This window comes from Aliidiomarina iranensis (assembly GCF_003987135.1).
Classification (GTDB): domain Bacteria; phylum Pseudomonadota; class Gammaproteobacteria; order Enterobacterales; family Alteromonadaceae; genus Aliidiomarina; species Aliidiomarina iranensis.
This window is the reverse complement of the sequence record NZ_PIPJ01000011.1, coordinates 44,061-67,649: the sequence shown is the minus strand read 5'-3', so window position 1 is coordinate 67,649 and position 23,589 is coordinate 44,061. Positions and strand designations below refer to the sequence as shown.

At 45.2% G+C, this 23,589-nt stretch carries 33 protein-coding genes and 1 pseudogene; 28 read left to right on the top strand and 6 right to left on the bottom strand.

The window, feature by feature from the left end; all coding sequences use genetic code 11:
- Nucleotides 1-277 precede the first annotated feature (277 nt).
- The 24 genes and pseudogenes from CWE08_RS11375 to CWE08_RS11265 all read left to right on the top strand — a co-directional run bounded on the left by CWE08_RS11375 (nucleotide 278) and on the right by CWE08_RS11265 (nucleotide 14,124).
- Nucleotides 278-557, top strand: a pseudogene (locus tag CWE08_RS11375) (type II toxin-antitoxin system RelE/ParE family toxin).
- Nucleotides 557-853: a HigA family addiction module antitoxin gene (locus CWE08_RS11370; protein WP_126768353.1), complete on the top strand. Its 297-nt coding sequence runs from the start codon at nucleotides 557-559 to the stop codon at nucleotides 851-853. Before CWE08_RS11375 ends, CWE08_RS11370 begins: the two are co-directional and overlap by 1 nt.
- Before the next feature lie 112 nt (nucleotides 854-965).
- Nucleotides 966-1,202: a DUF4160 domain-containing protein gene (locus tag CWE08_RS11365; RefSeq protein ID WP_126768351.1), complete on the top strand. Its 237-nt coding sequence runs from the start codon at nucleotides 966-968 to the stop codon at nucleotides 1,200-1,202.
- Entirely contained in the window at nucleotides 1,183-1,437 is a 255-nt protein-coding gene (locus tag CWE08_RS11360) for a DUF2442 domain-containing protein (RefSeq protein WP_126768349.1), read from the top strand. The genes CWE08_RS11365 and CWE08_RS11360 overlap by 20 nt, the downstream gene beginning before the upstream one ends.
- A 122-nt stretch (nucleotides 1,438-1,559) precedes the next feature.
- Nucleotides 1,560-2,102, top strand: coding sequence for a hypothetical protein (locus CWE08_RS11355; RefSeq protein ID WP_126768348.1), 543 nt, complete (start codon nucleotides 1,560-1,562; stop codon nucleotides 2,100-2,102).
- 115 nt (nucleotides 2,103-2,217) lie between these two features.
- Entirely contained in the window at nucleotides 2,218-2,451 is a 234-nt protein-coding gene (locus CWE08_RS11350) for a hypothetical protein (protein WP_126768346.1), read from the top strand.
- Nucleotides 2,452-2,580: 129 nt separating this feature from the next.
- Nucleotides 2,581-2,859: a hypothetical protein gene (locus CWE08_RS11345; RefSeq protein WP_126768345.1), complete on the top strand. Its 279-nt coding sequence runs from the start codon at nucleotides 2,581-2,583 to the stop codon at nucleotides 2,857-2,859.
- A 73-nt stretch (nucleotides 2,860-2,932) separates the two neighbouring features.
- The gene (locus CWE08_RS11340; RefSeq protein ID WP_126768343.1) at nucleotides 2,933-3,445 is read left to right on the top strand and encodes a hypothetical protein; all 513 of its coding nucleotides are present in this window, start codon (nucleotides 2,933-2,935) and stop codon (nucleotides 3,443-3,445) included.
- A complete protein-coding gene (locus tag CWE08_RS12170; protein WP_157981254.1) occupies nucleotides 3,433-3,588 on the top strand; it encodes a hypothetical protein in 156 nt (51 codons plus the stop codon). The genes CWE08_RS11340 and CWE08_RS12170 overlap by 13 nt, the downstream gene beginning before the upstream one ends.
- A gap of 50 nt (nucleotides 3,589-3,638) precedes the next feature.
- On the top strand, nucleotides 3,639-4,169 hold the full coding sequence (locus CWE08_RS11335; RefSeq protein WP_126768342.1) for an FxLYD domain-containing protein: 531 nt from the start codon (nucleotides 3,639-3,641) through the stop codon (nucleotides 4,167-4,169).
- Between the two features lie 369 nt (nucleotides 4,170-4,538).
- The gene (locus CWE08_RS11330) at nucleotides 4,539-5,099 is read left to right on the top strand and encodes a DUF7010 family protein (RefSeq protein ID WP_198677165.1); all 561 of its coding nucleotides are present in this window, start codon (nucleotides 4,539-4,541) and stop codon (nucleotides 5,097-5,099) included.
- 101 nt (nucleotides 5,100-5,200) lie between these two features.
- Nucleotides 5,201-5,602: a GFA family protein gene (locus tag CWE08_RS11325; protein WP_126768339.1), complete on the top strand. Its 402-nt coding sequence runs from the start codon at nucleotides 5,201-5,203 to the stop codon at nucleotides 5,600-5,602.
- Nucleotides 5,599-6,036: a hypothetical protein gene (locus tag CWE08_RS11320; protein ID WP_126768337.1), complete on the top strand. Its 438-nt coding sequence runs from the start codon at nucleotides 5,599-5,601 to the stop codon at nucleotides 6,034-6,036. Before CWE08_RS11325 ends, CWE08_RS11320 begins: the two co-directional genes overlap by 4 nt.
- Before the next feature lie 302 nt (nucleotides 6,037-6,338).
- On the top strand, nucleotides 6,339-6,662 hold the full coding sequence (locus tag CWE08_RS11315; protein ID WP_338024020.1) for a GNAT family N-acetyltransferase: 324 nt from the start codon (nucleotides 6,339-6,341) through the stop codon (nucleotides 6,660-6,662).
- 81 nt (nucleotides 6,663-6,743) lie between these two features.
- A complete protein-coding gene (locus tag CWE08_RS11310) occupies nucleotides 6,744-7,379 on the top strand; it encodes a hypothetical protein (RefSeq protein WP_126768334.1) in 636 nt (211 codons plus the stop codon).
- A 30-nt stretch (nucleotides 7,380-7,409) separates the two neighbouring features.
- Nucleotides 7,410-7,862 (top strand): hypothetical protein, encoded by a 453-nt coding sequence (locus CWE08_RS11305; protein WP_126768333.1) that lies wholly within the window; start codon nucleotides 7,410-7,412, stop codon nucleotides 7,860-7,862.
- A 78-nt stretch (nucleotides 7,863-7,940) separates the two neighbouring features.
- Nucleotides 7,941-9,290, top strand: a complete 1,350-nt coding sequence (locus tag CWE08_RS11300) for a metal-dependent hydrolase family protein (RefSeq protein WP_126768331.1) — start codon at nucleotides 7,941-7,943, stop codon at nucleotides 9,288-9,290.
- Between the two features lie 80 nt (nucleotides 9,291-9,370).
- Nucleotides 9,371-9,811, top strand: coding sequence for a YqaA family protein (locus tag CWE08_RS11295; protein WP_126768330.1), 441 nt, complete (start codon nucleotides 9,371-9,373; stop codon nucleotides 9,809-9,811).
- Nucleotides 9,812-9,868: 57 nt separating this feature from the next.
- Nucleotides 9,869-10,114, top strand: a complete 246-nt coding sequence (locus CWE08_RS11290) for a DUF6868 family protein (RefSeq protein WP_126768328.1) — start codon at nucleotides 9,869-9,871, stop codon at nucleotides 10,112-10,114.
- A 105-nt stretch (nucleotides 10,115-10,219) separates the two neighbouring features.
- Nucleotides 10,220-11,179, top strand: coding sequence for a calcium/sodium antiporter (locus tag CWE08_RS11285; protein WP_126768327.1), 960 nt, complete (start codon nucleotides 10,220-10,222; stop codon nucleotides 11,177-11,179).
- Nucleotides 11,180-11,327: 148 nt separating this feature from the next.
- A complete protein-coding gene (locus CWE08_RS11280; protein ID WP_198677164.1) occupies nucleotides 11,328-12,290 on the top strand; it encodes a Kelch repeat-containing protein in 963 nt (320 codons plus the stop codon).
- Nucleotides 12,291-12,452: 162 nt separating this feature from the next.
- Nucleotides 12,453-12,647: a YqaE/Pmp3 family membrane protein gene (locus CWE08_RS11275; protein ID WP_126768324.1), complete on the top strand. Its 195-nt coding sequence runs from the start codon at nucleotides 12,453-12,455 to the stop codon at nucleotides 12,645-12,647.
- Between the two features lie 64 nt (nucleotides 12,648-12,711).
- Nucleotides 12,712-13,254 carry a DUF3750 domain-containing protein gene (locus CWE08_RS11270; protein ID WP_126768322.1) on the top strand — a complete coding sequence of 181 codons (543 nt, stop codon included), beginning with the start codon at nucleotides 12,712-12,714 and terminating at the stop codon, nucleotides 13,252-13,254.
- Nucleotides 13,255-13,257: 3 nt separating this feature from the next.
- A complete protein-coding gene (locus CWE08_RS11265; protein WP_126768320.1) occupies nucleotides 13,258-14,124 on the top strand; it encodes a DMT family transporter in 867 nt (288 codons plus the stop codon).
- Nucleotides 14,125-14,164: 40 nt separating this feature from the next.
- On the opposite strand, the gene CWE08_RS11260 is transcribed toward CWE08_RS11265, so the two are convergent.
- Both CWE08_RS11260 and CWE08_RS11255 read right to left on the bottom strand, forming a co-directional pair.
- On the bottom strand, nucleotides 14,165-15,109 hold the full coding sequence (locus tag CWE08_RS11260) for a hypothetical protein (protein WP_126768318.1): 945 nt from the start codon (nucleotides 15,107-15,109) through the stop codon (nucleotides 14,165-14,167).
- Entirely contained in the window at nucleotides 15,106-15,459 is a 354-nt protein-coding gene (locus CWE08_RS11255) for a PadR family transcriptional regulator (RefSeq protein ID WP_126768316.1), read from the bottom strand. Before CWE08_RS11255 ends, CWE08_RS11260 begins: the two co-directional genes overlap by 4 nt.
- Before the next feature lie 192 nt (nucleotides 15,460-15,651).
- On the opposite strand from CWE08_RS11255, the gene CWE08_RS11250 reads away from it, so the two are divergent.
- Nucleotides 15,652-16,203 carry a DUF924 family protein gene (locus CWE08_RS11250; RefSeq protein ID WP_126768314.1) on the top strand — a complete coding sequence of 184 codons (552 nt, stop codon included), beginning with the start codon at nucleotides 15,652-15,654 and terminating at the stop codon, nucleotides 16,201-16,203.
- Here the strand turns inward: CWE08_RS11250 and pnuC are convergent.
- Nucleotides 16,200-16,940: a nicotinamide riboside transporter PnuC gene (gene pnuC, locus CWE08_RS11245; protein ID WP_126768312.1), complete on the bottom strand. Its 741-nt coding sequence runs from the start codon at nucleotides 16,938-16,940 to the stop codon at nucleotides 16,200-16,202. The genes CWE08_RS11250 and pnuC overlap by 4 nt on opposite strands.
- Nucleotides 16,941-17,042: 102 nt before the next feature.
- On the opposite strand from pnuC, the gene CWE08_RS11240 reads away from it, so the two are divergent.
- The gene (locus CWE08_RS11240) at nucleotides 17,043-17,495 is read left to right on the top strand and encodes an energy transducer TonB (protein WP_126768310.1); all 453 of its coding nucleotides are present in this window, start codon (nucleotides 17,043-17,045) and stop codon (nucleotides 17,493-17,495) included.
- 7 nt (nucleotides 17,496-17,502) lie between these two features.
- On the opposite strand, the gene CWE08_RS11235 is transcribed toward CWE08_RS11240, so the two are convergent.
- Nucleotides 17,503-17,733 carry a helix-turn-helix transcriptional regulator gene (locus CWE08_RS11235; protein WP_126768309.1) on the bottom strand — a complete coding sequence of 77 codons (231 nt, stop codon included), beginning with the start codon at nucleotides 17,731-17,733 and terminating at the stop codon, nucleotides 17,503-17,505.
- Nucleotides 17,733-18,218, bottom strand: a complete 486-nt coding sequence (locus CWE08_RS11230) for a hypothetical protein (RefSeq protein ID WP_126768307.1) — start codon at nucleotides 18,216-18,218, stop codon at nucleotides 17,733-17,735. Before CWE08_RS11230 ends, CWE08_RS11235 begins: the two co-directional genes overlap by 1 nt.
- Before the next feature lie 242 nt (nucleotides 18,219-18,460).
- Between CWE08_RS11230 and CWE08_RS11225 the strand changes: the two genes are divergently transcribed.
- Both CWE08_RS11225 and CWE08_RS11220 read left to right on the top strand, forming a co-directional pair.
- On the top strand, nucleotides 18,461-20,650 hold the full coding sequence (locus CWE08_RS11225) for an OsmC domain/YcaO domain-containing protein (RefSeq protein ID WP_126768306.1): 2,190 nt from the start codon (nucleotides 18,461-18,463) through the stop codon (nucleotides 20,648-20,650).
- A 30-nt stretch (nucleotides 20,651-20,680) separates the two neighbouring features.
- Entirely contained in the window at nucleotides 20,681-22,516 is a 1,836-nt protein-coding gene (locus tag CWE08_RS11220) for a DUF805 domain-containing protein (RefSeq protein ID WP_126768305.1), read from the top strand.
- Between the two features lies 1 nt (nucleotide 22,517).
- Here the strand turns inward: CWE08_RS11220 and CWE08_RS11215 are convergent, their stop codons facing one another.
- Nucleotides 22,518-23,498: a metallophosphoesterase gene (locus tag CWE08_RS11215; protein WP_126768304.1), complete on the bottom strand. Its 981-nt coding sequence runs from the start codon at nucleotides 23,496-23,498 to the stop codon at nucleotides 22,518-22,520.
- Nucleotides 23,499-23,589: the final 91 nt, after the last annotated feature.

Below are 23,589 nucleotides of genomic sequence, written 5' to 3'. Positions count from 1 at the left end.
GTCCTCGAGCTTTTTCAAGTAAGTCACTGTTTATACTGACATTAGTAGGCCTTTTGGGCGCTTGGGCGTTGTATGCATGGTTCATAGTCGCTCCTCCATACGGGCAATGCGTATATCATATGCGCATATGGCGTAAAGGGCAAGGTGCATAACAAACGGCTGTTGTCGCCCCTGCGGGGCTGGGACGGCCTTTTCGCCGCTGCGCGGCTACAAGTCCGGCCCAAAGCCGGGCGTTATGTAGCTTGACACTGTTGCGCAACGCGCTACACTATAATCCATGATTAGAACTTTCAAGCACAAAGGACTGAGGCTTTACTTTGAAACAGGAAGTACCCGCGGTATTCAGGTTAAACACGCTATCAGATTGCGTTTGCAATTAACCGCCTTGAATACTGCCATTGAAGTTTCAGATCTCGACATTCCTGGATACAAACTCCATCCGTTAAAAGGCGATCGAAAGGGTATTTGGTCGATATCGGTCAGTGGAAAATTGGCGTTTGACCTTTGAGTTTCGTGATGGCCATGTGTATCTGCTTGATTATGAGGATTATCACTGATGTCTGTTATGTTTAACCCAGCCCATCCGGGCGAATTTATTGTGGCAACCTATATGGAGCCTTTTGGCTTGAGTTGCCGTTATCTGGCGGAAAAGTTGGATGTTTCGCCGTCTACTTTGAACCGGGTCTTGAAGTGCCAGAGTGGTATTAGTCCCGAAATGGCACTTCGCTTGTCGAAAGCCTTAGGTCGAAGCCCTGAGAGTTGGTTGGCGATGCAGGATGCTTACGATTTGTGGCATGCTGGAAAGAATCTGAGTTTAGATAAGGTGCAGAAGGTTGAGCTTACAGCTGCATAACAAGTCGCATCAGTTGGCGCCTCCGGTGCCGGACACTCACGTTGTTCGTGCCGCTGTGCTCGGGCGTTATCTTCAATTTGGCGTTGTTCTCTTTTTAGGATAATCTTTAAGCATGCCAACAGTATTAAGAATAGGGCCTTACCGTTTCTTTTTTTACAGTAATGAGAACGCTGAGCCGGCCCACATACATATTCAACGCGAGAAGATGCTCGCCAAATTCTGGTTAAAACCAGTAGCCCTAGCAAGCTCTACAAGGTTTGCGCCGGAAGAGTTGAGAAAACTTGAGCAACTCGTTGTCGAAAATAGAGATACGTTTTTGGAGGCTTGGAATGGCTACTTTAGCAGTTGAACATCACCCCCTTGCACAGTCAGTCAGCTTTGACACGGATTCACTGATTGTAGAGCTCGTAGACGGGCGTACCATTTCAGTTCCACTGGTTTGGTTTCCTTTATTGTCCCAAGCAAACGAATCTCAGTTAAATGATTGGGAGATACTCGGTGACGGGGAGGGAATTCATTGGCCCCAGTTGGATGAAGATCTGAGCGTGAACGGTATTCTGCTCGGCAACCACGGAAGAAGATAACAAGTCAATAAACTATGCGCCTGCGGCGCCGGACACTCATGTTGTTCGTACCGCTGTGCTCGAGCGTTAGGCACTCATTCGAAATTGTTCGGATATAAAAATTAAAAAATGGAGAAGTACTTATGTTAAGAAATTTATGTTTGATATCACTAGTAGTTTTAGCGGCGTCAGGCTGCTCTACTTATTCAGTTAATCGCTATGCTGTATCTGTGGATAATATCTCATCACTAAAGACTATGGTTAACTCTAAAATAAACGTTGGTGACTTTAATGCCGCAGGAGAGAGTAGAACCAGTATTACGTGTCGAGGAGTTGGCCCGATAAAAACGCCGGATGGTGATTCATTTGAAAGCTTTATTCGTAAAGCGTTTGTCGACGAACTAAAAATGGCTGAAGCTTTCGATACCGATGCTCCGGTAACTCTAACCGGAACGCTGGATTCTATCGATTTCTCATCTACATCTGGAAGTTGGGATATAGCGATGACAATAAACTCATCCAACGGTGAGTCTTTATCTGTTTCAGAAAGTTACTCGTTTACAAGTAGTTTTTATGGGGAAACCGCTTGCAATCAAACAGCACAAGCTTTGATGCCCGCAGTTCAAAACCTAATCGGAAAAATTGTTCGAGATGAGAACTTTCCAGAACTAGTAAAAGGTACCTAACAAAACGCATTATCGCTCACTTTGTTCGCTGGGACGCAAACACGGAGCTGCTTCGCGATTATAGCTCCGTGCCTGCGTCCCAAAGCTTAACGTTCAAATCTCTAGAGGAGTAAATATGGATATCAATGCAACATTCGCGGGACAATTCCTTTTCGTTTGTGGTGTGATTATTGGTTTAGTTGGTTATTACTTAGGGCGCCGAAAGACTCAAACCCCAGTTCTAGCCGGAGTACTTGGTTTTGTTCTCGGTCTCATACCAATTCTGGGTTTAATTTATTTGGTTGTACTTATGCTTAAAAAGGACATTTTTTCGAATGAAAACCCACGGCTCCCGGAGAATGATTTATAATAAGTTACAACAGTACGCGCCTTCGACGCCGGACAACAGCTTTGGCGCTACTGGTGTGCTCGAGCGTTATACGTCTATTTAGCTGCACAGAGCAAAGTACCGTAACGATGAACCAAGGAAGGAGAAATTATGAAAAGTGAAGGAACCGAGAAAATCGCCTTTGAACACCGCCAGACCTTTATAGAAGAGGGAGTCAGGCTAGAAATTGTTGTAACTGAACTAAGAAAGGACGAATGGTCGCTTTCCGTTGTGAACGAGATTGGTGTTGCATCTAACTGGAATGAGTTTTTTGAATCGAAGGATCGTGCAGTTGAAACTGCTTTAGATGCGATTCGCGAAGAGGGAGTTAAGCAGTTTTTGGATATTGAAGGCTTTGAGTACTTGCAGGATGATCACCACGACGTGTAACGATCTGTTCAGTCGCGCCTTCGGGGCAAGTGGCTGAGCCACTTGCCCATTAACAAAAGGCGTTAGGTGTCTTATGAATCCCGTAACGAGAAAGCTGATACTTTATTTGATGCTATCGATAGTGCTTGTAGGGTGCGTGCCGACTATTCAGCTTCAGAATGAAGGCTCTGAGCGTTACTTCGCATCCCCGAACTCTGAAGCAAAAATGCTCGAAGGGAATAGAGCAAATGGCGTGCTAATTTTGGTACGTACTGGGTATTTCCAAAGAAATAACCAAAATCAACTCTCAATATACCTAGAATGTGATTTTGCAGAGCCTCATTCAACTAGGCTTTTATCCGCCGAATTGGTTGATTCGAACAATCTGAGGCTGGATGCTGGCGATCTAGGTTTGGATTGCCCAGAATCAGTTCGAGGCACCGCATCGCCAAAGGGTACTGGCTACCTGCATTTTTACGGAGAGGGCGTCTCCAAATTAACGTTAGATGAAACTCTTATGTTAAATGTTTTTATCGAAGTCAAAGATGTTGTCTATGAGCTCAGCCTACCTTTAACAAGCACAAGGGTATGGGTATGGCCAACTTAAGCCATACTGTGGCGACACCTAACAGTAATATCGCAAACTATGAAGCTTCTGGGAATTTAGAATCTCCCAAACCTGCCGGGTGTGTCTTGGTAGGCGAATTATCGAATAAGCAGATGCAGGTTGCCCAACAATTTGGGCATTGACGCGGAAATTACGCAAGTCTCATATTGAAGCGTTATAGAAGGAACATACATTGATTAAGAAAATAGGTATGTATATTGGTATAGGCTTTCTAATTGGGCTGGGATTTTCTATAGCTTCAGAGATTCACTACTGGTTGGTAAAAAATGAGCGAAAAGAATACGTGGCAGAGCTTCATCAGTATTCTTCTGATTTACAGAATGAGCTTACAATAGATTCAAGTGAGCTTTTTATGAACAATGTTCCTGATCGATATTTCGATCCTAAGAATGATTTGTTTTTTAGCATACAAAGTTTTAAAGACTTAGGTGAAGAGATCGAAGTTTCTGGTGTTGTAACTAACCTAGGTAATGACATTTGGACTGGGGTATACATCGAGTTTGAAAGTTACACGGATGATGGGAATTTGATAGCTCAATGCCTTGAACAGACGGGACGGGTTGTACCATTACAAACGTCCGGTGTGGTAGTTCGTTGTGCGAAGGTCGATAAATTTAAAACTGAAAAAATAACCAGCTTAAACATGAGAATTAAGTGGAATTTCCACGGAAGGCGAGTTTTACATAATACTGATGATGAATGAACTATATAACAAACACCTTCAAAACTACCCGTTTGGCGCTCAACGCTCGTACATCGCGCCCTTTACGCGTGCGTTAGGCTTTCTATGAGAGTTACTTTAATCATTCTTTTAGTCTTGGCTTTGGTCACATCTACGATCCCATTCACGGGTAAGGCCTGAGATTTATAGACACCCTTTGGAGATTGGGTTTTATATAAGGAATGGATTACCATACCAAAGCCATCGAGCGGTTCGACTGAATAAACCTAACAAGGCCAATCAAACCGGTCACAAACTCGCAGTCACTTTTATTGAAAACGGTGTAAAAAAAAAGCTATCAATTTTGTACCGTTTTTGGCGGCGTTATGTATTACCCTATGAGGAACTCTGATGCAGAAAGAAAGATCCCTAGATGAGCAAAGAGACGAGTTTGCTCGGCGCCGTTTGATAGCGACTCCAATCGCAGGAATGATTGCATGGATTTTAATTGGAATTAGTTCGCTTTTTCTTAGCCCCTTTGCAATTTCTTTGGTTCTTTTTGCAGCTACCGGTTCAATTGTCTATCTGGGGATGTTTATATCAAAGTTTACTGGCGAAAATTTTCTTGATAAAAACAGGCCAAAGAATACTTTTGACACACTCTTTTTCTACTCAGTAGGCATGTCAGCTCTTGTATACGCCATTGCGATACCCTTCTTCCTGATTGATTACACCTCGTTGCCGCTTAGCGTCGGAATTCTGACAGGGCTAATGTGGCTTCCGATTTCTTGGATGATTCGGCATTGGATTGGGCTAGTGCATGGAGTTGCCAGAACAGTGGCAGTTTTATTGGTTTGGTACCTTTTCCCAGATCATCGGTTTCTAGCGGTTTCTGCAGTAATTGTCTTGCTTTACGTCTTTGCAATACTGGTGCTAGAGAATCGGTGGCGTGGTTTGAGCGCAAATGCATAACAAGTCAATTAACTACGCGCCTGCGGCACCGGACGCACTAAAGCACGCTGGTTATGTCGAGCGTTATGTGTGCTAGATCTGCAGCCGATAGGGGGAAATTGATGAGTGAATATTTTGGCTCTTGTTTGTGTGGCAATGTGAAATTTAAAATGCAAGGCATGTTTGAGGGATTTTACCTGTGTCATTGTCGGCATTGCCAAAAGGATACAGGCTCTGCTCATGCGGCTAATTTATTTTCGAGTTCAGCTAAGTTGAATTGGTTAGCGGGCTCTGATTCTGTGACCACTTTCACGCTTCCAGGGACTCGCCACAAGAAGAGCTTTTGTAAATTCTGCGGTTCCGCAGTGCCAAGTATTCATGAGGTAGGTCAGGTCGCCGTTCCCGCAGGGTGCTTGGATACGGAAATCGATATGTCGCCAACAGCTCACATCTTTACATCCAGTAAAGCTAATTGGGATAACGGTTTAGATGGTGTGCAAACATTTGAAGGGCTGCCAGAGTGATCGGCCATTTCATAACAATCCAGTTAGTTGCTTATTCCTTCACATTGCTGTTCATTGCATCGACTATTTCGATAGATAATGAAGAAGCTGAACTCTCTCAATACAAAAGCTCATCTGCTGCAATAGAGATCTGCTCTAAAGAAGCAAATCGCTGCCAATTTGTAGGCTCAGCAGGTCCTTGGCTATTATCGATCATTGAAACAGCAATTGAACCTTGTGGCTCATCGGATGGTGGTTCAAAAATAGCCCACTGGCTGAATGAATATGATTGGCTATTGGAGCAGGTTCGAGTAATGGACCAAGAATACGATTACTTGTTAAAAATGCAAGCTGAAGAATTTTGGACAGTATCTGACTTTTATAGGCAGAAGCAGTGTAATGAAGTCATTACCTTACTTCAGAACGAACACCCTCTGAATGATAGCATGAGATAAATCCAACTCATTAGGCTGCGGCAGTTAGCGCCGCCGGAGCCGGATACTAACTTCTTCGCGCAGCTATCATAATCATGCTTGTTGTAGTTTTTCTTTTTGTAATGCTTTAACGAGCACATAACAAAACAATTAAATTTACTCCCTGCGTTAGCAGGGTGTTTGCTCGTTGCTGTGTTTATTTGTGGGCTTTTGGAGGCTCGATGGATATAACATTTGTGCGCTCTAAAAACCTCAGGAGAGCGGCTAACTTTACTTTCGATAACATGCGAGTTTATTACGAGCAATTTGCGCCGGAATGGGACGTGTTAAAGGTGTATGAAGTTACTGTTGAGCTTGATAACTATGACATCATTTATAAGCAGGAAGTTGTTGGCGTTATGCGCTTGCAATTTGAAAATGATTGCTGTTTCTTACGAGATCTTCAGGTTATTTCATCGGCGCAAAATAAAGGAATAGGACAAGTAGCAATACAAGAAGCTAAAACTCGAACTTTAAATGCAAATTTAAGTAAACTCGCATTAAGGGTATTAAAAATTAGCCCTGCGGTTAGCCTTTACCAAAGGAACGGTTTTGTTACACAAAGCGAAGATGAGCGTTTTTTTAATATGGTAGCCGAGCTCTCCTGAAAAGTGGGTATTGTCGGCGCTAACCAGGTCTTATCCGCTGAATTTAAGCGCTAGAATTCGAAGAAAAAATCGGAGTATAGAATGAAAGCATTACTGGTTGTGATAATGTCTCTAGTGCTTGGACTAGCGGGGTACTCGGTATATATTTCGACCCTTCATAAGGTGCAATCAGATGTTCAATTACCGAGGATATTCGAATTTGAGAAGGCGGATTTTTTAGAGCTTAGCCATGAACAAGCGGCTGATATTGCAGTCGGTATAAATGAAACGCACTCGGAGAATATACGAACCACTAATAGACAGTTTTCTAGAGCTCATCAAATAAACAAATTGCTATTTTTAACTATTTTAATCTTGTGTGCTTTATTCGCTTATTTTGCGTTCCGCAAGAACATGCAAGAACCTATCGAACAACCAGGAATACTCCGCTCCGCATGGCACGGAGGAGAATCATTGTGGCTTGTGTTTTGGGTGTACCATTTTCTTGGCACTCTTCTATTGACCGGAGCATTTATGTGGTTGATAGACAAAATTCCAGTGCTTGTAGTAGTGCTTTTACTTGCGCTCATGCTTAGCTATTTTGTTTGGTCAACAGTAGCTATTTGGCGCTGCGCCGTGAATTCAAGTTCATTATGGTACTTTCTTGCCCGAGCATACGTTGTAATAACTATTCTCTACGTCATTCGGGATACTTTTTATTTTTTTGTACTAGAGTAACTATAAAAATATGATAATTAAGGAAAATTCATGAGATTTTTAGCAATTGTTTTCTTACCTTTAATCGTTTTTACTGGGTGTACATCGATTTCAACGGATGCGCAACTTGTTACCAACACGAATAAGGGAACCGCGAGTATACTTGTATACCGAGAGAGTGCTTTTCAAGCGGGAGGCGTGAGCCTTTTTGTTGGAAAAGATGACGAATACTTTATGGAACTTAGAAATAATCAGTATGCACAGGTAGAGATTGATGCTGGTAAGCATTTAATTCAGGCAAAGGCCAGTGGAAGCCCACCTTCATCAATTGATATCGAATTGGAGGAAAATAAAACAGTTTGCTTAGCAGGCAAGCCTAACCCTGAGATGGCTGGTGCAATGCTGATTCCATTCGTAGCCAACATGGTTCCTACGTTCACTCTGGAAAAGGTAAGTTGCCCAAGCGCAGAAAAACTGGAAGAGCTAACGCGTATTTCGTTGTAATCTAGGTGCGTTAATTATCTATATATTTGTATTCTACTTCGTGAAAGATCGCGATTAACCAACAAAATAGAGGTTCACATGCGTGCCGTGCTAAAAACATATGCCGTTGCTTTATTTGTATTCAGCTTTTTCATTTCTGCCTTTGGCTATACTAAAGATACTGAGCCTACTGTTGTATTGTTTGAAAACGTGCGCGTTTTCGACGGCACGGGTAGTGCGCTCTCGGCGCCTTCTAACGTGCTCGTACGCGGAAATGTTATTGAGCGTATCACTACTGACCCAATTCCTGTTGATCGCCGAGCAGATACGCGCATCATTCAAGGGGAAGGGCGTACTTTAATGCCCGGCCTTATTGATGTGCACGTACACATGACTTTCGGTGCGCTGAGCATGGCCGATCTTATGTCGCCAGATTTAACACCAGCTAAAGCAGGTGCAGCAGCGGCTCGCAATGCAGAAGAAACTTTGTTGCGCGGATTCACCACGGTACGTGACGCTGGCGGGCCGATATTTGAATTAAAAGCTGCGATTGATGCTGGGCAAATCAGCGGGCCACGCATTTGGCCTTCGGGTGCCACTGTTAGCCAAACAGCCGGCCATGGCGATTTTCGCATGCCGCACGAACGCTCACGGCGTTTCTTTGGTGAAGTTTCTCGTGCCGAACAAATGGGCGCCACATTTATTGCTGATGGGCGAGATGATGTGTTAACCGCGGTGCGCGAGAATTTACGGTTCGGGGCAAGCCAAATTAAGCTTATGGCCGGAGGTGGTACATCTTCAGCCTATGATCCAATTGACGTGACACAATATACGCTTGATGAGATGCGAGCAGCGGTGGAAGCTGCTGAGGATTGGGGTACCTACGTAACCGTTCATGCATATACACCACGCGCAGTTCAGCGCGCAATTGAGGCGGGTGTAAGAGTGATCGATCACGGCCAAATGCTCGATGAAGAAACGCTAAAGATGATGGTTGAGCATGACGTTTGGTTATCTACCCAGGTTTTACGTTCGAGCACGCCGGATATGGACCCTCAGCGCGTGGCGAAGCGTCAACCCGTTCTTGAAGGGCAGGCGCGCCTTTGGCCTATGGCGCGTGATCTTGGTGTAAAGCTCGCTTGGGGAACTGATTTCTTGTTTGAGCCGGATCTGAATAAAGAACAGAATTCTTACATACCGCCACTTGCTGAGTGGTTCTCCAATGCAGAAATTCTGAAGTTAGTAACTCACGATAATGCTCAACTGCTGGCGCTTTCCGGATTGCGAAGCCCCTATTCAGGAAGGCTGGGCGTTGTTGAGAATGGCGCACTTGCCGATTTGTTGTTGGTGGATGGTAATCCTCTTACCGATATTACCTTACTTGCCGATCCAGAAAGTAATTTCGTAGTGATCATGAAAGACGGGAAATTGGTGAAGGATACGCTCTGATATCAGCTAGCAAATAAATCTAGGCCGTTGTAGATAGAATTAAAAGCTGGATGCCAAGCAAACGTGGGTTGTGGTAAATAGTGGAATATCTTTTTGAGCTTGGGTACTTAGGCCTGTTTGTGGCGGCTTTTTTAGCCGCTACAATTTTACCGTTAAGCTCAGAAGTTGTTCTGAGTGCCTTACTTCTTAACGGCCTATCACCGATAACACTAATTATAGTTGCCACTATTGGTAATGTAGCAGGTTCGTTAACAAACTATGCTTTGGGCTACTGGGCAAGTTTGGTGGTAGTGAAAAAGTGGTTGAGAATGTCGGATAGTGATTTTGTTCGAGCTGAAGCGCGTTTTAAGAAGTATGGAATGCTGTCGTTGTGCTTTGCTTGGGTTCCCGTTATTGGTGACCCACTAACCGTTATCGCGGGTATTTTACGGGTTCGGTTATTATGGTTTTTAATCTTAGTAACGGCGGGCAAGTTATTGCGCTATATTTTTATAAGTTATTTGGTATTACAGGTAAGTTAAGTGTTTTAAATGAGCTTAGAATTCACTTAAACAACTTCTGTGGGAGCTATAAAACTTATGATCACAATTGATAACTTAACAGAATTTCTTGGTTGGGCAGCAATAATAAATATCGCTATTCTGCTATTGGCAACTCTTGCCTTAGTTACCATGCGTAAAACGGTTACCGGTATTCATGCAAAATTATTTGGATTATCGGAAACAGATCTACAAAAAGCCTACTTTCAATACCTTGCAAACTACAAAATAGCGATTACCGTGTTTATTATTGTGCCCTATATTTCACTCAAAATTATCGCGTGAACGCTGCAGCTAGCTTATAGGAGCTCTCATAAAATAACCTTGTATCTTGCATAGAACTCTGAAAACATCCATCCCAGTTATTTTCCAAGAACAAGGTTCTTAAATATGTTGGATCTACTCTTTGTCGCCATCGGCATTGCTTTTCTCACGGGTGGCGGTGAAGTACTTATCAGAGGCTCGCTGGCTGCGGCCGGTAGGCTGGGCATTTCCCCGCTGCTGAGCGGTTTGCTAATTGTAGGCTTTGGTACCTCAATGCCCGAACTGGTGGTTTCAATAGATGCGGCAATGAGCGGCCGGCCGGATATAGCCGTGGGCAATGTTGTCGGCAGTAACATCAGTAATATTTTATTGATTTTAGGGCTATGCGCCTTAATTACCCCACTTGCCGTGCGCCCCCTCGTGTTGCGCCGTGATGCAGTAACCGTTGTTCTTGCCAGTATTTTGTTTCTAATTTTAGTAGGTGGAAGTGCATTAGCTCGAATCGATGCCGCTATTTTTCTTTTTGCTTTGGCCGCCTACCTTAGCTGGGCTTATTGGACAGAGCGCTCAGGGCAAGCACCCTCTGCAGAATTGCACATAGCCGAAGGTAAGGAAGTAACCTCGTTACCGAAAACATCGTTGTGGATAATGACAGCGGTTTTAGCGGGCTTACTTTTATTAATTATAGGCTCTCAAATTTTGTTGAAAGGCGCTGTGGGTATTGCCGAATCCTTTGGTGTTTCAGAAGCGGTGATAGGGCTTACCCTTGTGGCAGTTGGCACATCGTTACCCGAGCTATCAATTTCAGTGATCGCGGCTTTTCGGCGGCACGCTGATGTGGCCATCGGCAATGTGTTAGGTAGCAATATCTTTAACCTTCTCGGCATATTAGGGATTTCTGCGTTATTACAGCCACTGCCAGTTCATGCAAGAATTTTAGATTTTGACCAGTGGGTGATGTTAGGTGTATCGGTAATTCTCTTGATTTTCTTATACACAGGGCGCAGGTTGAGCCGGCTCGAGGGCGGATTACTCGTGCTTGGTTACATCACTTACGTAACATTGAGCTTTACCCTGTTTAGTTGATGTAATGAGTTAACGCAATCAGTTACTGGAATGAACCGCAGGCGGGGTTGCAAAACTTAGTTAATTTTTGCAACAACTGTTTTACAATTGCTCATGCCGTGGGTAATATTCTCGCTTCCCAATGGAACTCAAATTACCAGGATGTAGGATGCTTACTCATCGGTTTAGCCTGAAATCACTTTTTGCGGTGGTTCTTATTATTATTCTCTCTGGCTGCGCAAGCTCAATGCCGCCTCCCGAAACCTTCAAATTAAACTCTGCTCGCTACGGCCATACTGCAGTAGCCGATGATAGCGCCATTTATGTATTTGGTGGCTCGAATGAAAGTGGATTTCACAGAAGTGTTGAGCGTATTGACCCAGTAACGAAAAACTCGGAAGTGCTACCTGTGCAGCTTCTGCCGCGCCGCTATGCGTCAGCCGTGTGGGATGGTAAACATTCTATCTATATTTTCGGTGGGGTGGGGATTCGGCGTGGTCAGGCTTACCTTGAATCGACCATTGAGATCTTGAACACGCGCAACGGCCGAGTAACGCGAACTCAAATGGCTTCGCCACGCCGGTTTAATAGTGCGGTATTCCTCAATGGTGATTTCTATGTAGTAGGCGGCTCAGTGTTTGATTACCCGGTAGCGGGTGAATCGTTTGAGTATCAAGCAAGTTCATTGGTTACCGCATATAATTTTGAACAGCGGCAAATGCTACAGTTCAGCGATTTACCGAATGCACGAGAAACCAGCGTGTTCGCCCATAATGGTAAAGTTTGTGCCATTGGTGGTTATGATACCGAGCAAACCTATTCTCGCTTTGATTGCTTGAATCCAATGAGTGACACATGGGAAAGCATGCCTGATGCACCCGTAGCTGTGAGTGCTCATTCTTCGGTAGTGCACGGTGATACCCTCTATGTTTTTGGTGATTACACAAACCAAAGCCAAGTTCTTACTTTTAACTTTAATAGCGGTGAATGGGCGTTCTCTGATATTCCGTTTCAGGGAAGCCGACATCATGCAGCTGTTGTGTTCGATGATGAAATTTTCGTAATGGGCGGAACAAACAACTCATCGGGGCCCGCTCTCGATATGATTCAAGTTTTTAAGGTGAGCAACTAAGTAGAATTAACTTTCGAAATTAATTTCAGAGCCCAGCTTTCATGCTGGGCTTTTTATTAATATGATTAGCTTAATAGCTATGAATTCAGTAATAATTAGAATTCTTCAGCGCTCCAAAACATAAACTAAGAATCTCTAAAATAACCATGTAAGGATTTAAACATGCGGCTTTTACTGGCAATTTTTTTACCATTTCTAGCTTTTTTTACCATCGGCCGGCCGATCGCGGGCATCATTTGTTTGATTTTGCAGGTAACATTAATCGGTTGGCTGCCAGCCGCTATTTGGGCTGTTTACTCATTAAGTCAGTATAATACAGATAAGAAAATTGACAGAGCGATGAGCAGACGGCCATAGAGGTTAAGTTAGAGAGGCTCTCTCGCCGCTGCGTTGCTTGAACGAGTGAAAGAGGTTTTTAAAAATGAAGAGAGCACTTCCTACCATATTGGCGTTTTTATTTGTTCTCACCGCATGTTCCAGCGGTGATTGGCGCGATGCATCCCGAGAGCCTGCTGGATTAGCGCCTTCTCCTGTTGATACTCGAGAAGCCGTTATTGAGGTGTATGCTGCCGATGCGTTCGGTTGGCGTGGTTGGTTTGCGGTTCATACCTGGATAGCTGTAAAGCCCGAAAACGCGGAAGAATACACAGTATTTGAAGTGGTAGGCTGGGGTGTTGATGAAGGCCGGCCGGCTTTGCGCACTTATCAAACGAAAACGCCAGATCGTTATTGGTACGGCGCGCGGCCTGAAGTGATTCTCTCGCTTCAAGGCGCCAACGCGGATTCCCTAATACCACGCATAGAACAAGCAGTAATCAGCTATCCGTGGGCGGATCAGTATCGCGCAGTGCCAGGCCCGAACAGTAATACACTACCTGCCTGGATCGGCCTGCAAGTGCCGGAGCTTGGTTTAGAGTTACCGTTTAGCGCTATCGGCAGTGGCTATGCGAATCGAGGGGGGTAATTTATTAATCGCATTGTTGTTTTAACCCTTTTGGCGATGATTGCATTCGCCGGCAACTCCATACTGAACCGCATTGCATTAAACGATACCAGCATCGATGCGGCCAGTTTTACCACCATTAGGCTGGTTTCTGGTGCATTGATACTGTTGCTGATTGTACAATTTCGTTCTCCTCCAGTCGGGTTTAAGCCTCCCGGAAAGCGCTCAGACACAGGGAATTGGCTCTCAGCCATTGCGCTTCTGGTATACGCTGCAGGCTTCTCATTTGCTTATATTCATCTTTCCGCAGCCATAGGCGCCTTAGTGCTCTTTGGGGCGGTGCAAGCAACTATGATTAGTTATGGGCTCTGGCGAGGTGAACGCTTAAAAACTTGGCAAACACGTGGGCTTTTATTGGCGCTTGCGGGGCTTGTAGGGCTATTTCTACCGGGTATATCAAAACCACCGTTACTTGCTTCACTGCTGATGCTGCTAGCGGGCGTTGCTTGGGGCGTGTATTCATTGCGGGGAAAAGGCGCCGGTGATGCTACTCGAGTAACTGCAGGTAATTTCCTACGGGCGGTTCCCATTGCACTGATGTTAAACGTATTTATGTATCCTTATTTTTCTATCGATAGTGCGGGATTTTGGTATGCCGTTACTTCAGGAGCACTCGCTTCCGGCCTTGGTTACGCCGTTTGGTATACAGTGTTACCAACTTTGCGTTCAACAACCGCAGCTACGGTGCAATTAAGTGTACCCATAATCGCGGCAATAGGTGGTGTTGTGTTTCTCAGCGAGGCGCTAACCCCTCGTTTAGTACTAGCAGCGATGGCTATACTCGGTGGTATAGCCATGGTTATTTTAAACACTCGGGCGTGTTCGGATTAAGGTTGCCAGCAACAGCCTTCTCTTGTGTGTTTACATTGATTCACGATATGCGGATGAGCCTGCGGATATCCCGAATTACTTCGTAAGCTGCGATGAACGCTATTACGAGTACGAAAATTTGGATGCTAAGTTCTAGGTATGAAACATTTATGGAGGCATGCAACGCTTCTGTATGAATACGCAGTATTGGAGTATTCACGACAAGCCAGAGCGATACTAAGAAAAATGCTGTGCTTATGCCAATATTTAGCATGAGCATATTTCGATTCCACAAGCGTGTGCGTAGCTGCCATAAACTGTGCACTATCGCGATTCCAATTACTGGCGTGAACCAAAGCAGCACACTGTGAGCTTCCAAGGTGAAAATGCTAGTGGCACCGCTATCCGGTTGCCAAATTGGATACCAAATAAGCATCACTAAGAAAAGCATAGTAGCAAGATCACCAAAGATATTCTGCAAACTAATGTGCTGCCAATCTTTACCTGCGGCAGGTAGCTTTTCCGGGCTCCACTTGCCGGTTCCAGGCGCTTCAGTAGAATCCGTTTTCTGCTTGCGAGAGAGCACAGCAAAACCGATAGTGATCGCGGCAAAAGCAAAATAGGCATCATTAAGGAAACTGCTAGCCAACCCTTTTAAAAACCAAAAAAGGTTCATTTCAGCACCATCGAGCCAACGGCTGGTTATAGCGATTGTTGAAATAACCAGTAGTACGCCCAGTACCATGTAAAGCGTGTGCAGGTATAAAGGCATAAGAGCCGCAGAAATAAGCGGGGTAGGCGGACAAAACTGCAACGCTACCGAGCGTGGGTGGCCCATCTCTTTGAGTAACTCTGTTATTTCAGCTTCTGTAACACTGCCTTGCTGTGCTTCCATGGCCTCTATTTTATCGAGAATATTGGCTTTCAGCTCACGGCCAATATCATCCTGTTTGTTCTTTGGCAATTCCCGCTGCACAGCAGCGATATAGCGTTCAACCATCTTCATTCGTGTTGCTCCTCATCGGTTTTACACAACAGTAGGGGGCCAATCGCGCTGTTTAGCGAGATCCACTCCTGAGTGAGTTGTTCTAGCAGATCGGTGCCAAGCGCTGATAACTGATAATAACGCCGTTCTCGCCCTTCACCTTGTTTCCATTCGCTATCGAGTAGCCCTTGTTCGGCTAATCTTCGAATTAACGGATACAGCGTGCCTTCATCAATATCTACCCCTGCATCTTGCAGTTGCTTGCGCAGCGAGTAGCCATAATGCGGTTGGCGTAAAGAAGCGAGCACTGCTAACACGAGTACGCCACGGCGCAGTTCTAGCTTGAGTTTATCGAGTGGTGCAGTAGCCATAGTGGTTCCTCTTTATACTGTGCGCTACATACTGTTTGGTGCACAGTAGAATTATACTAGGCGGCACATAGTATAAATGCAAGTAGAAAAACAAAATAAATCATGCTTTGATTAAAGCTCGTGGTTATGGGAATGAGATTTTAAATGCAGCAACCGTTATTCACGGGGCGTGCATCAGAATACGGAGGCAATATGGCAGCACCACTCAATGAAGATACTGTGCTTAGTTTTTGGTTTAATGAGCTCTCGCAAGAGCAATGGTTTAAGAAAGATGCCGCGCTTGATGCCGAGATCGCCGCTCGCTTTGGTAGTACTTTGCAAGAAGCAGAACGCTGTGAGTTATATCGCTGGCGGCGGACCCCGGAAGGGCGGTTGGCTGAAATTATCGTACTCGATCAATTTTCCCGGAATATCTATCGCGATAAGCCACAGGCTTTTGCGAACGATGCGCTGGCACTGGCCTTAGCGCAAGAAGCTGTTGCCCATTGCTTAGATAATCAGCTTACAACGGCACAGCGAGCGTTTTTATACATGCCGTATATGCATAGTGAATCCTTGGTCATTCATAATATTGCGATACAGCTTTTCGATCAGCCAGGGCTGGAAAATAACCTCGATTTTGAAGTGAAACACCGCGATATTATTGCGCGTTTTGGCCGATACCCACACCGCAATGAGTTGCTAGGCCGTACTTCTTCGGCAGAAGAATTGGCGTTTTTACAACAACCCGGTTCATCCTTTTAACTGGCCGGTTGGCGTAATGATCGCCGCCAACCATACCATCCAACAAAGGCGTTGATTTGATACACCATGGTTTGAATGGCGAATATGTAGTTGTTGTTTGCTAAATTTACGCTGAGCCACACAAAGTTAACGATGATCCAAATACTCCAACTGAATGAGTAGCGCAGTATCATGGTGGTTTGCGCGGTCACACCCAACACAAACGCCGTTACATTGATGGCATACCAGCTAATATCAATACCGAATACACTCATGGCTGTATCGCTGCTCGATTCGATAAAGCTATATTGCTGCAACTGTTCATTGAGCCATGGGAATAGGGCAAGGCCGATAGTAATAAATACCGCTGTAATTATCCAAACACTCACAGTGGCCTGGCGCGGCAGCATATTGCCATCACCGTCTTGATTTTTGCGCCAATAGAAAAGCCCGTATACATGCGTAGCTAAATAGAAAATAGGCGCGAGCATCAAGCCGGTGGCACCGCTTCGCCCTTGCGCTAGCACTTCGCCAATATTGGCAGTAATACCCAAACCATTGCCAGTTAAGTTACGGCGAAAAGCTAACGAAACAACGCAGATCAGGCCGATTAGTGCTACGGTAAGCATGAATATATCTAACCCTGCGCGCTCAGTAGTGAGCCAAAAGCCAGCAAACAATGCAAGCGCACCGCAAATAAACCAAACCACAGCCCATTGCCGTTGCCATTCTTGGGTAATTTTATCGAGTATATGCATTCTTTTTTCGCGCTCTTTGACATGGCCGATGAAGGCTATTACTTTAACCATTGAAAACTGTAAGTTTCAAATAAAATAATAATTAAACAAGGAAAGTGGATCATGAAAAAACTGGCACTTATTAGCGCTTTTACCCTTACCTCGTGCATTGCAGCAACAAGCTTCAACGCCAACGCCTCTAATTACGCTCATGTGCATTTATCACACTTAGAACCAAGTAAAGAAGAATCGATTTGGCTTCGGGCGATTCAAGCAACACCTATGTATCCCCGACAACTGGCGCAACGAGGCATTATTGGTTGTGCCGTTTTTAACGTAAAGATTGATGAAGCCGGTGAAACTGAAAGTATTAGCTTAGAGAGTTCTGTTCCTGAGCGTGGTATTGAACGGCCTGTAGCCGCTGTTATTCGCAGCTGGGAATGGGAAAATGTATCCGGCGAAGCCAACATGGCGGAAGAAAAGCAAATACGCCTGGATTTCTGCATGGGCGGAAGCTCCCCGGAAGAAGCTGAACAACTTTGCATTGCGCAATCGCAATGGGCGTGCTCCTCATAATGTTTAACTAGCTTTTCGGAAAACCTTCAGCGGTTTCCTGTGTGAGTGAGAAAATTGATTCCACAGGAACCGCAAAATAGCCTGCAATCTTTAGAGCAACCACCACTGAAGGTGTGAAACGCCTGGTTTCAATGGTGCTGATGGTTTTGCGGGAAACCCCAATCGCATCTGCAAGTTGCTGCTGAGATAGCCCTTTAAGTTTTCGCTCTATCGCTACTCTGTTATACACATCTTCCATTATTCACTTGCTTCCTCATCGTGGATTAAACGCATTACCGTCATTGCCCAGATTAAGGTACCTGATAACGCAAATAAGCCACCGAGTTGCCCTGCAGAAACAGTTAACATATCGAAATTAGCTAATATTAAATCGGCGAAAAGAAATACGAATAAAGCGAGAAGCATTAGCCCCCAAGTAACCGCTCGATAAGCTTGATAAATAACCTGCTGACAAAACTCATCACTAAATTTTGGCAATTGATAGGGGTTATCGCTCGATAGAATTCCGCTGCTGAAAAAGATAATAGGGGCTACGGTTATGGCTATAAATACACCGATAAAACTTATGATCATAAAAATAGCTGGAAGCTCGAACCAATTGGATACAAAGGTGATGAGAACCCCAAAAGCTGCCACAAAAATGCTTTGCGCCAAGCGTGTTAGTGCTTTTACTTGCCGATCAGGTGTCCATGCGTGGTGTGGGTTCTTGTTTACGTTGTTCATTGAAGCTTCTCTATTCAAGATAATTGATAATGGTTTCTTAGATTAATCCCGATACCTGCGGGTATCAATATATAACCCATAGGTATCATTTTCAAGTGCGAAATAGCGTGTTTGCGGAAGCCTTAATTTAGCTGAGCAAGACAAAAGCGCTAGAAAGAGCGATAATGTAGGCGATAGATATTCATAGTATGTTTCTAGCAACAAAACGTGCTTCACACGACCCAACACCCGGTGCCCCACTCATGCAAATTAATGTTAACTTTCTGGAAAATCTTCGATTAGAAGCGAAATTCGATGATTTTACAGTAATCGCCGATCAGCCTATTCGCTATAAAGGCGATGGTTCAGCCCCCAGCCCATTTGATTATTTCTTGGCTTCCTCGGCATTATGCGCAGCTTATTTTGTACGGGTGTATTGTCTATCGCGGAATATTTCTACCGATAATATTCGTATTTCCCAGAACAATATTGTGGATCCGGAAAACCGTTACAATCAAATCTTTAAGATTCAAGTTGAGCTTCCGGAAGATATTTCAGAGAAGGATCGCGAAGGTATTTTGCGCTCTATCGATCGCTGCACAGTAAAAAAAGTAGTGCAAACTGGCCCTGAGTTTCAAATTGAATCCGTTGAAAACCTTGATGAAGATGCGCAAGCGCTATTGATGGTTAAGCCTGAAGCAGAATCGGCCACCTTTATTGCCGGTAAAGATCTACCGCTCGAGCAAACCATTGCCAATATGTCGGCCATTCTAGCTGATTTAGGCATGAAGATTGAAATTGCCTCGTGGCGGAATATTGTTCCCCATGTTTGGAGCCTACATGTTCGTGATGCCGCTTCACCGATGTGTTTCACCAACGGCAAAGGCGCAACGAAAGAAAGTGCGTTGTGTTCGGCATTGGGGGAATTCATTGAGCGTTTAAGCTGTAATTTCTTTTACAACGATCAGTTTTTCGGCGAAGAGATAGCCAATAGTGAGTTTGTGCATTACCCGAACGAAAAATGGTTTCTGCCAGGCCCGAATAATGAACTGCCAGCTGAGATTTTAGATGCCCATTGTTTAGCTATTTACAATCCAGATGGCGAACTGCAAGGGAATCACCTGATTGATACCAATTCTGGCCGCGCTGATCGCGGTGTGTGTTCATTGCCGTTTGTGCGCCAATCTGATGGGGAAGTGGTGTATTTCCCTTCCAACCTGATTGAAAACTTGTTCTTAAGCAATGGTATGAGTGCCGGCAACACATTGGTTGAAGCGCAAGTGCAGTGTTTATCCGAGATATTTGAGCGGGCGGTTAAAAAGCAGATTATCGAAGAAGAAATTACCTTACCTGATGTTCCTGCTGAAGTATTAGCGAACTACCCGAATGTACTTGAAGGTATTAAAGCGTTAGAAGCTCAAGGTTTCCCAGTGTTGGTGAAAGATGCCTCGTTAGGTGGCCAGTTTCCAGTAGCTTGCGTTACCTTAATGAACCCGCGCACCGGTGGTGTATTTGCCTCTTTTGGTGCGCACCCAAGCTTTGAAATTGCGCTGGAACGTAGCCTTACGGAATTGTTGCAAGGCCGCAGCTTTGAGGGCTTAAACGATTTGCCACTGCCCACGTTCAACTCTATGGCGGTTTCAGAGCCGAATAATTTTGTTGAGCACTTTATTGATTCTAGCGGTGTTGTTTCCTGGCGGTTTTTTAGTGCCAGCGCGGATTACGAGTTTGTGCCATGGGATTTTTCAGGTACAAACGCAGAAGAAGCCGAAACCTTGTTTGCGATTTTGCATGAAATGGGGCTAGAGGCCTATATGGCGGTACATGAAGATTTAGGTGCGCCGGTATGCCGAATTTTGGTGCCAAGCTATTCCGAAGTGTATCCGGTTGAAGATCTTATTTGGGATAACACTAACGTGGCGCTGGAATACCGTGAGGATATTCTCAATCTTCATCGTTTAAGTGATAAGCAACTGGCTGATTTGGTTGCGCGATTAGAAGAAAGCCAACTGGATAACTACACTGATATCATTACCTTTATTGGGGTGGAGTTCGATGAGAACACGGTATGGGGCCAGCTTACTATTCTTGAGCTTAAACTGTTGGTTTACTTAGCCTTGGGTGAGCACGAAGAAGCGCTCGATTTGGTTGAGCAATTTTTGCAGTACAACGATAACACGGTAGCGCGGGTGTTGTTTTACCGCGCCATACAGGCGGTACTGGAAATAACCTTGGCGGATGATCTTGAACTTAATGACTATACGCACAATCTGAGCCGTATGTATGGTGAAGAAACCATGCAGGCGGTTATTGGCTCGGTACAGGGCAGTGTGCGTTTCCATGGCTTAACGCCAACGAATATGCAGCTTGAAGGCCTAGAGAAGCACCAACGTTTAATTGAAAGTTATAAGAAACTGCATGCTGCGCGGGCAATGGCGGCAAAGCGTTCGTAGAATAGGCACTTAGATAACTACGAGGTGCTATTGAGTAAGTTAGCGAATGAAAAGAAAGGCAACTTAATACGCCATGCGATCGCGGTAATTGTGGCGGTTGTGTTGCTCGTTGGCGGCCAATTATTAGCGCTTGAACGTTTGCACGAACCTGCATTTTTAGTGCTACTTGTTATACTCAGCTTGCTTGCCTACCAATATCTTGATGCGGTGCGGATGCTGCGCCGCCAAGCCTTTTTGAGCCATGTGTATAAACCCGAAGGCAGAATTCGCCGGTTGTTTTGGGATAGCCTTTGGCTGCGTGTTGTTTATACCATTGTTTCGGTAGTTTCCGCAGTAATCGCCCTGATGCTCATCGCTCAACTACAAGCACTTGAATGGCTGATTCTGTTTATTGGTATCGGCTCGTTTGTGTTGATTGCTCTCCTAGTTTACCGCTTTCTTAGTAACGAAACCCAACCTCAGTATCATGTAGCGATTGTATTACGCGTAAGTGCGTGGATTAATTTGATCTTGCTCGCGGTGGCCCTCGCGATAGTGCAGATATTTTGGTTAGAAGTGCCCGATACCCGTTATTTAACGGTATTTGAAGTTGCGGAGCAGAGCTGGCAAGTGGAAGCTACAATTCCAATCGTGGGTTGGTTGCTCGGTACCGCAGCGGTACTGCAAGATGTGAGTTGGCATTTGCTGCAACAGGCGAGCAGGGTGGAAGCCAGCATGGGCTTGAAAGCGAGCGCTTGGTTCTTGGTTTTAAGTGTAAATGCTTTGAAGCTCGCGAGTTTACAGATGGTGCTACTGGGTATACCGAGTATTGCAGAGCAGGTGCACCAGAACAGTTGGCGAGTGGCCAGTAAACGAGTATTTAGAAAAAGCTATGTGCTAACACTCATTGTATTGTTGATTGCCTATATTGGTTTAAATCACGTACCTTGGCAGCAGTTGAAAAGTAACGCTACATCGCCATCGGTTGAAGTGGTTCGTGATCCGTGTGCAGAAGTGTTTATTGCCCGTGAACAACAGCAGCTAGAGCAACAAGTGCAGCGCGAATTGAGCGCGCAACAGCTTAATTCAAGCCGGCGTATGCAGGCACATATAACCATTGCTGTAACTCGTGCATTTCAGCACGCGGAAAGTGGCGTTGATGCTTTTTTAGATTGGAATTTTAGTATTCAAGGGCAGTATCAACAGCTTGGTTATTTACTTAGCGCCTCGGTAACATCCGCAAAGTTTAATGATTATCTTAGTAATAAAATGAACGAATACATTGGTGCTGAGCTTACGCCTGCACTCATGGAAGCGAACACGGCATTAAACGAAACCTTCGCTGCGGAAATGCGGCGAGCAGGTGCTGCGCAAAGTGCATTTTTGGAAGAATTACTGGCAAATAGCCAATGCTTTGAACAACCTGAGCTCGCTTTCACCATAGGCGAGTATATGGACAAATCGCTCGTTGGCTTTGGCGTAGCGGGTGGTGCGGTGGCACTACGTTTTGCTACCACAGCAGGGACACGTGCTGCCGGCCGTGCAGGCATTCGTAGAGCGATAGCCGCGATATTCACCCGTTCTGCTACAAGAGCGGGAGCGGTAGGCTCTGGTAGCGCGGGCGCGCTTTGCGGGCCTGCCTTTTGGCTTTGTACACCGGCGCTCATTGCGGGAAGTTGGTTTGCCATTGATTACGGGTTAAACAAAGCTGATGAAGCCATTAACCGCGAGAGAATGCGAGCAGAAATGCTGCTTTCGTTACAAAGTGATCAAGCCGAAGCCATCGCGGAGCTGCACGAATTTTATCAATTAGCGTTAAACGATTTTTACGCAGAACTCGAAGAAGCCCAGCAGCGGCAGTTTAATATTCGTCGAGATGGGCTCTAAGTTATTCCGCACCGGCGGCCACGAAATTAGCGTTATCCAAGACACGCTCGCCACTCCAGCGATACGCCACTAACGGCCCGTTGCGGCCTGCTGAGTAATCAACACAGGCGGTTTTGGGTGTAAGAGTACTCGGTGTTCCGGCTAACCAGTAGTGGCCAAAAAATACCGGGCATTCGCCTTGATAGGCCAAACGTTTTAACAGCTTGTTATCCGCAGTTACCTTGCCAAGGGCATCAATCGCCGCTCGGTTTTGCCCTGGTACAGGAATATGCGCGATATCCGCCAGTGTTTCTGCTTCACTTCGCCACCATGATATCCGCACTTCCCAGCGTTCTTTACCCTTGTGATCAACAAAGCTAACGCCTTCAGGTAGTGTTTCCTCTACGCCCTTTAATAGATTTTCAACGGCTTTAAAGGGCCTGCTTCCAACCGCAAAGATGGCTTCCCATGCATCCGCACGCAGCGAGTTATCCGGATTTAAATAAGGTTGAATATCGGCAAATGATGGCTCGTGCCAACAGGCATGAATAACCCGGAATTCACCTAGATCAAGAAATAATGGCAGGGTTTTGAACCACTCCAGCCATGGGCGGCGATCTTCGAAAGTGGGTAAATCATCAAGAAAAGCTTGATGATGTGCTTGGTTCGTAGCCGAATGCTCGCGCAAGTATTTACCTGTTTGTGAATGTTGTGTAGCCCAACCAACAGCGTTGAGCTCATGGTTGCCCATGGTAATGAGGGCGTGGCCACTATCTACCATGGCTTTTACGGTTTTTAGAACAGCTAGGGTTTGGTGGCCGTTATCAATTAAATCACCCACAAAGATAGCTTTACGGGTAGGGTGCTGGTAAACACCGTTTCGCTCTTCATAGGCGAGCTTTGCTAATAGAGCGAATAGCTTATCGGCCTTACCGTGCACATCGCCGATAATATCGAAGCCTTGTGTTAACTGTGTTTGAGAAACATTGTGTTTAGGATCCATGCCGATGCTATTCTCCGTGGTGATAAAAGGCGGTGGGCGTATCGCAGTGAAATCGCTATTGTTTTCATCATACGCAGGCGGAAAAAATTGT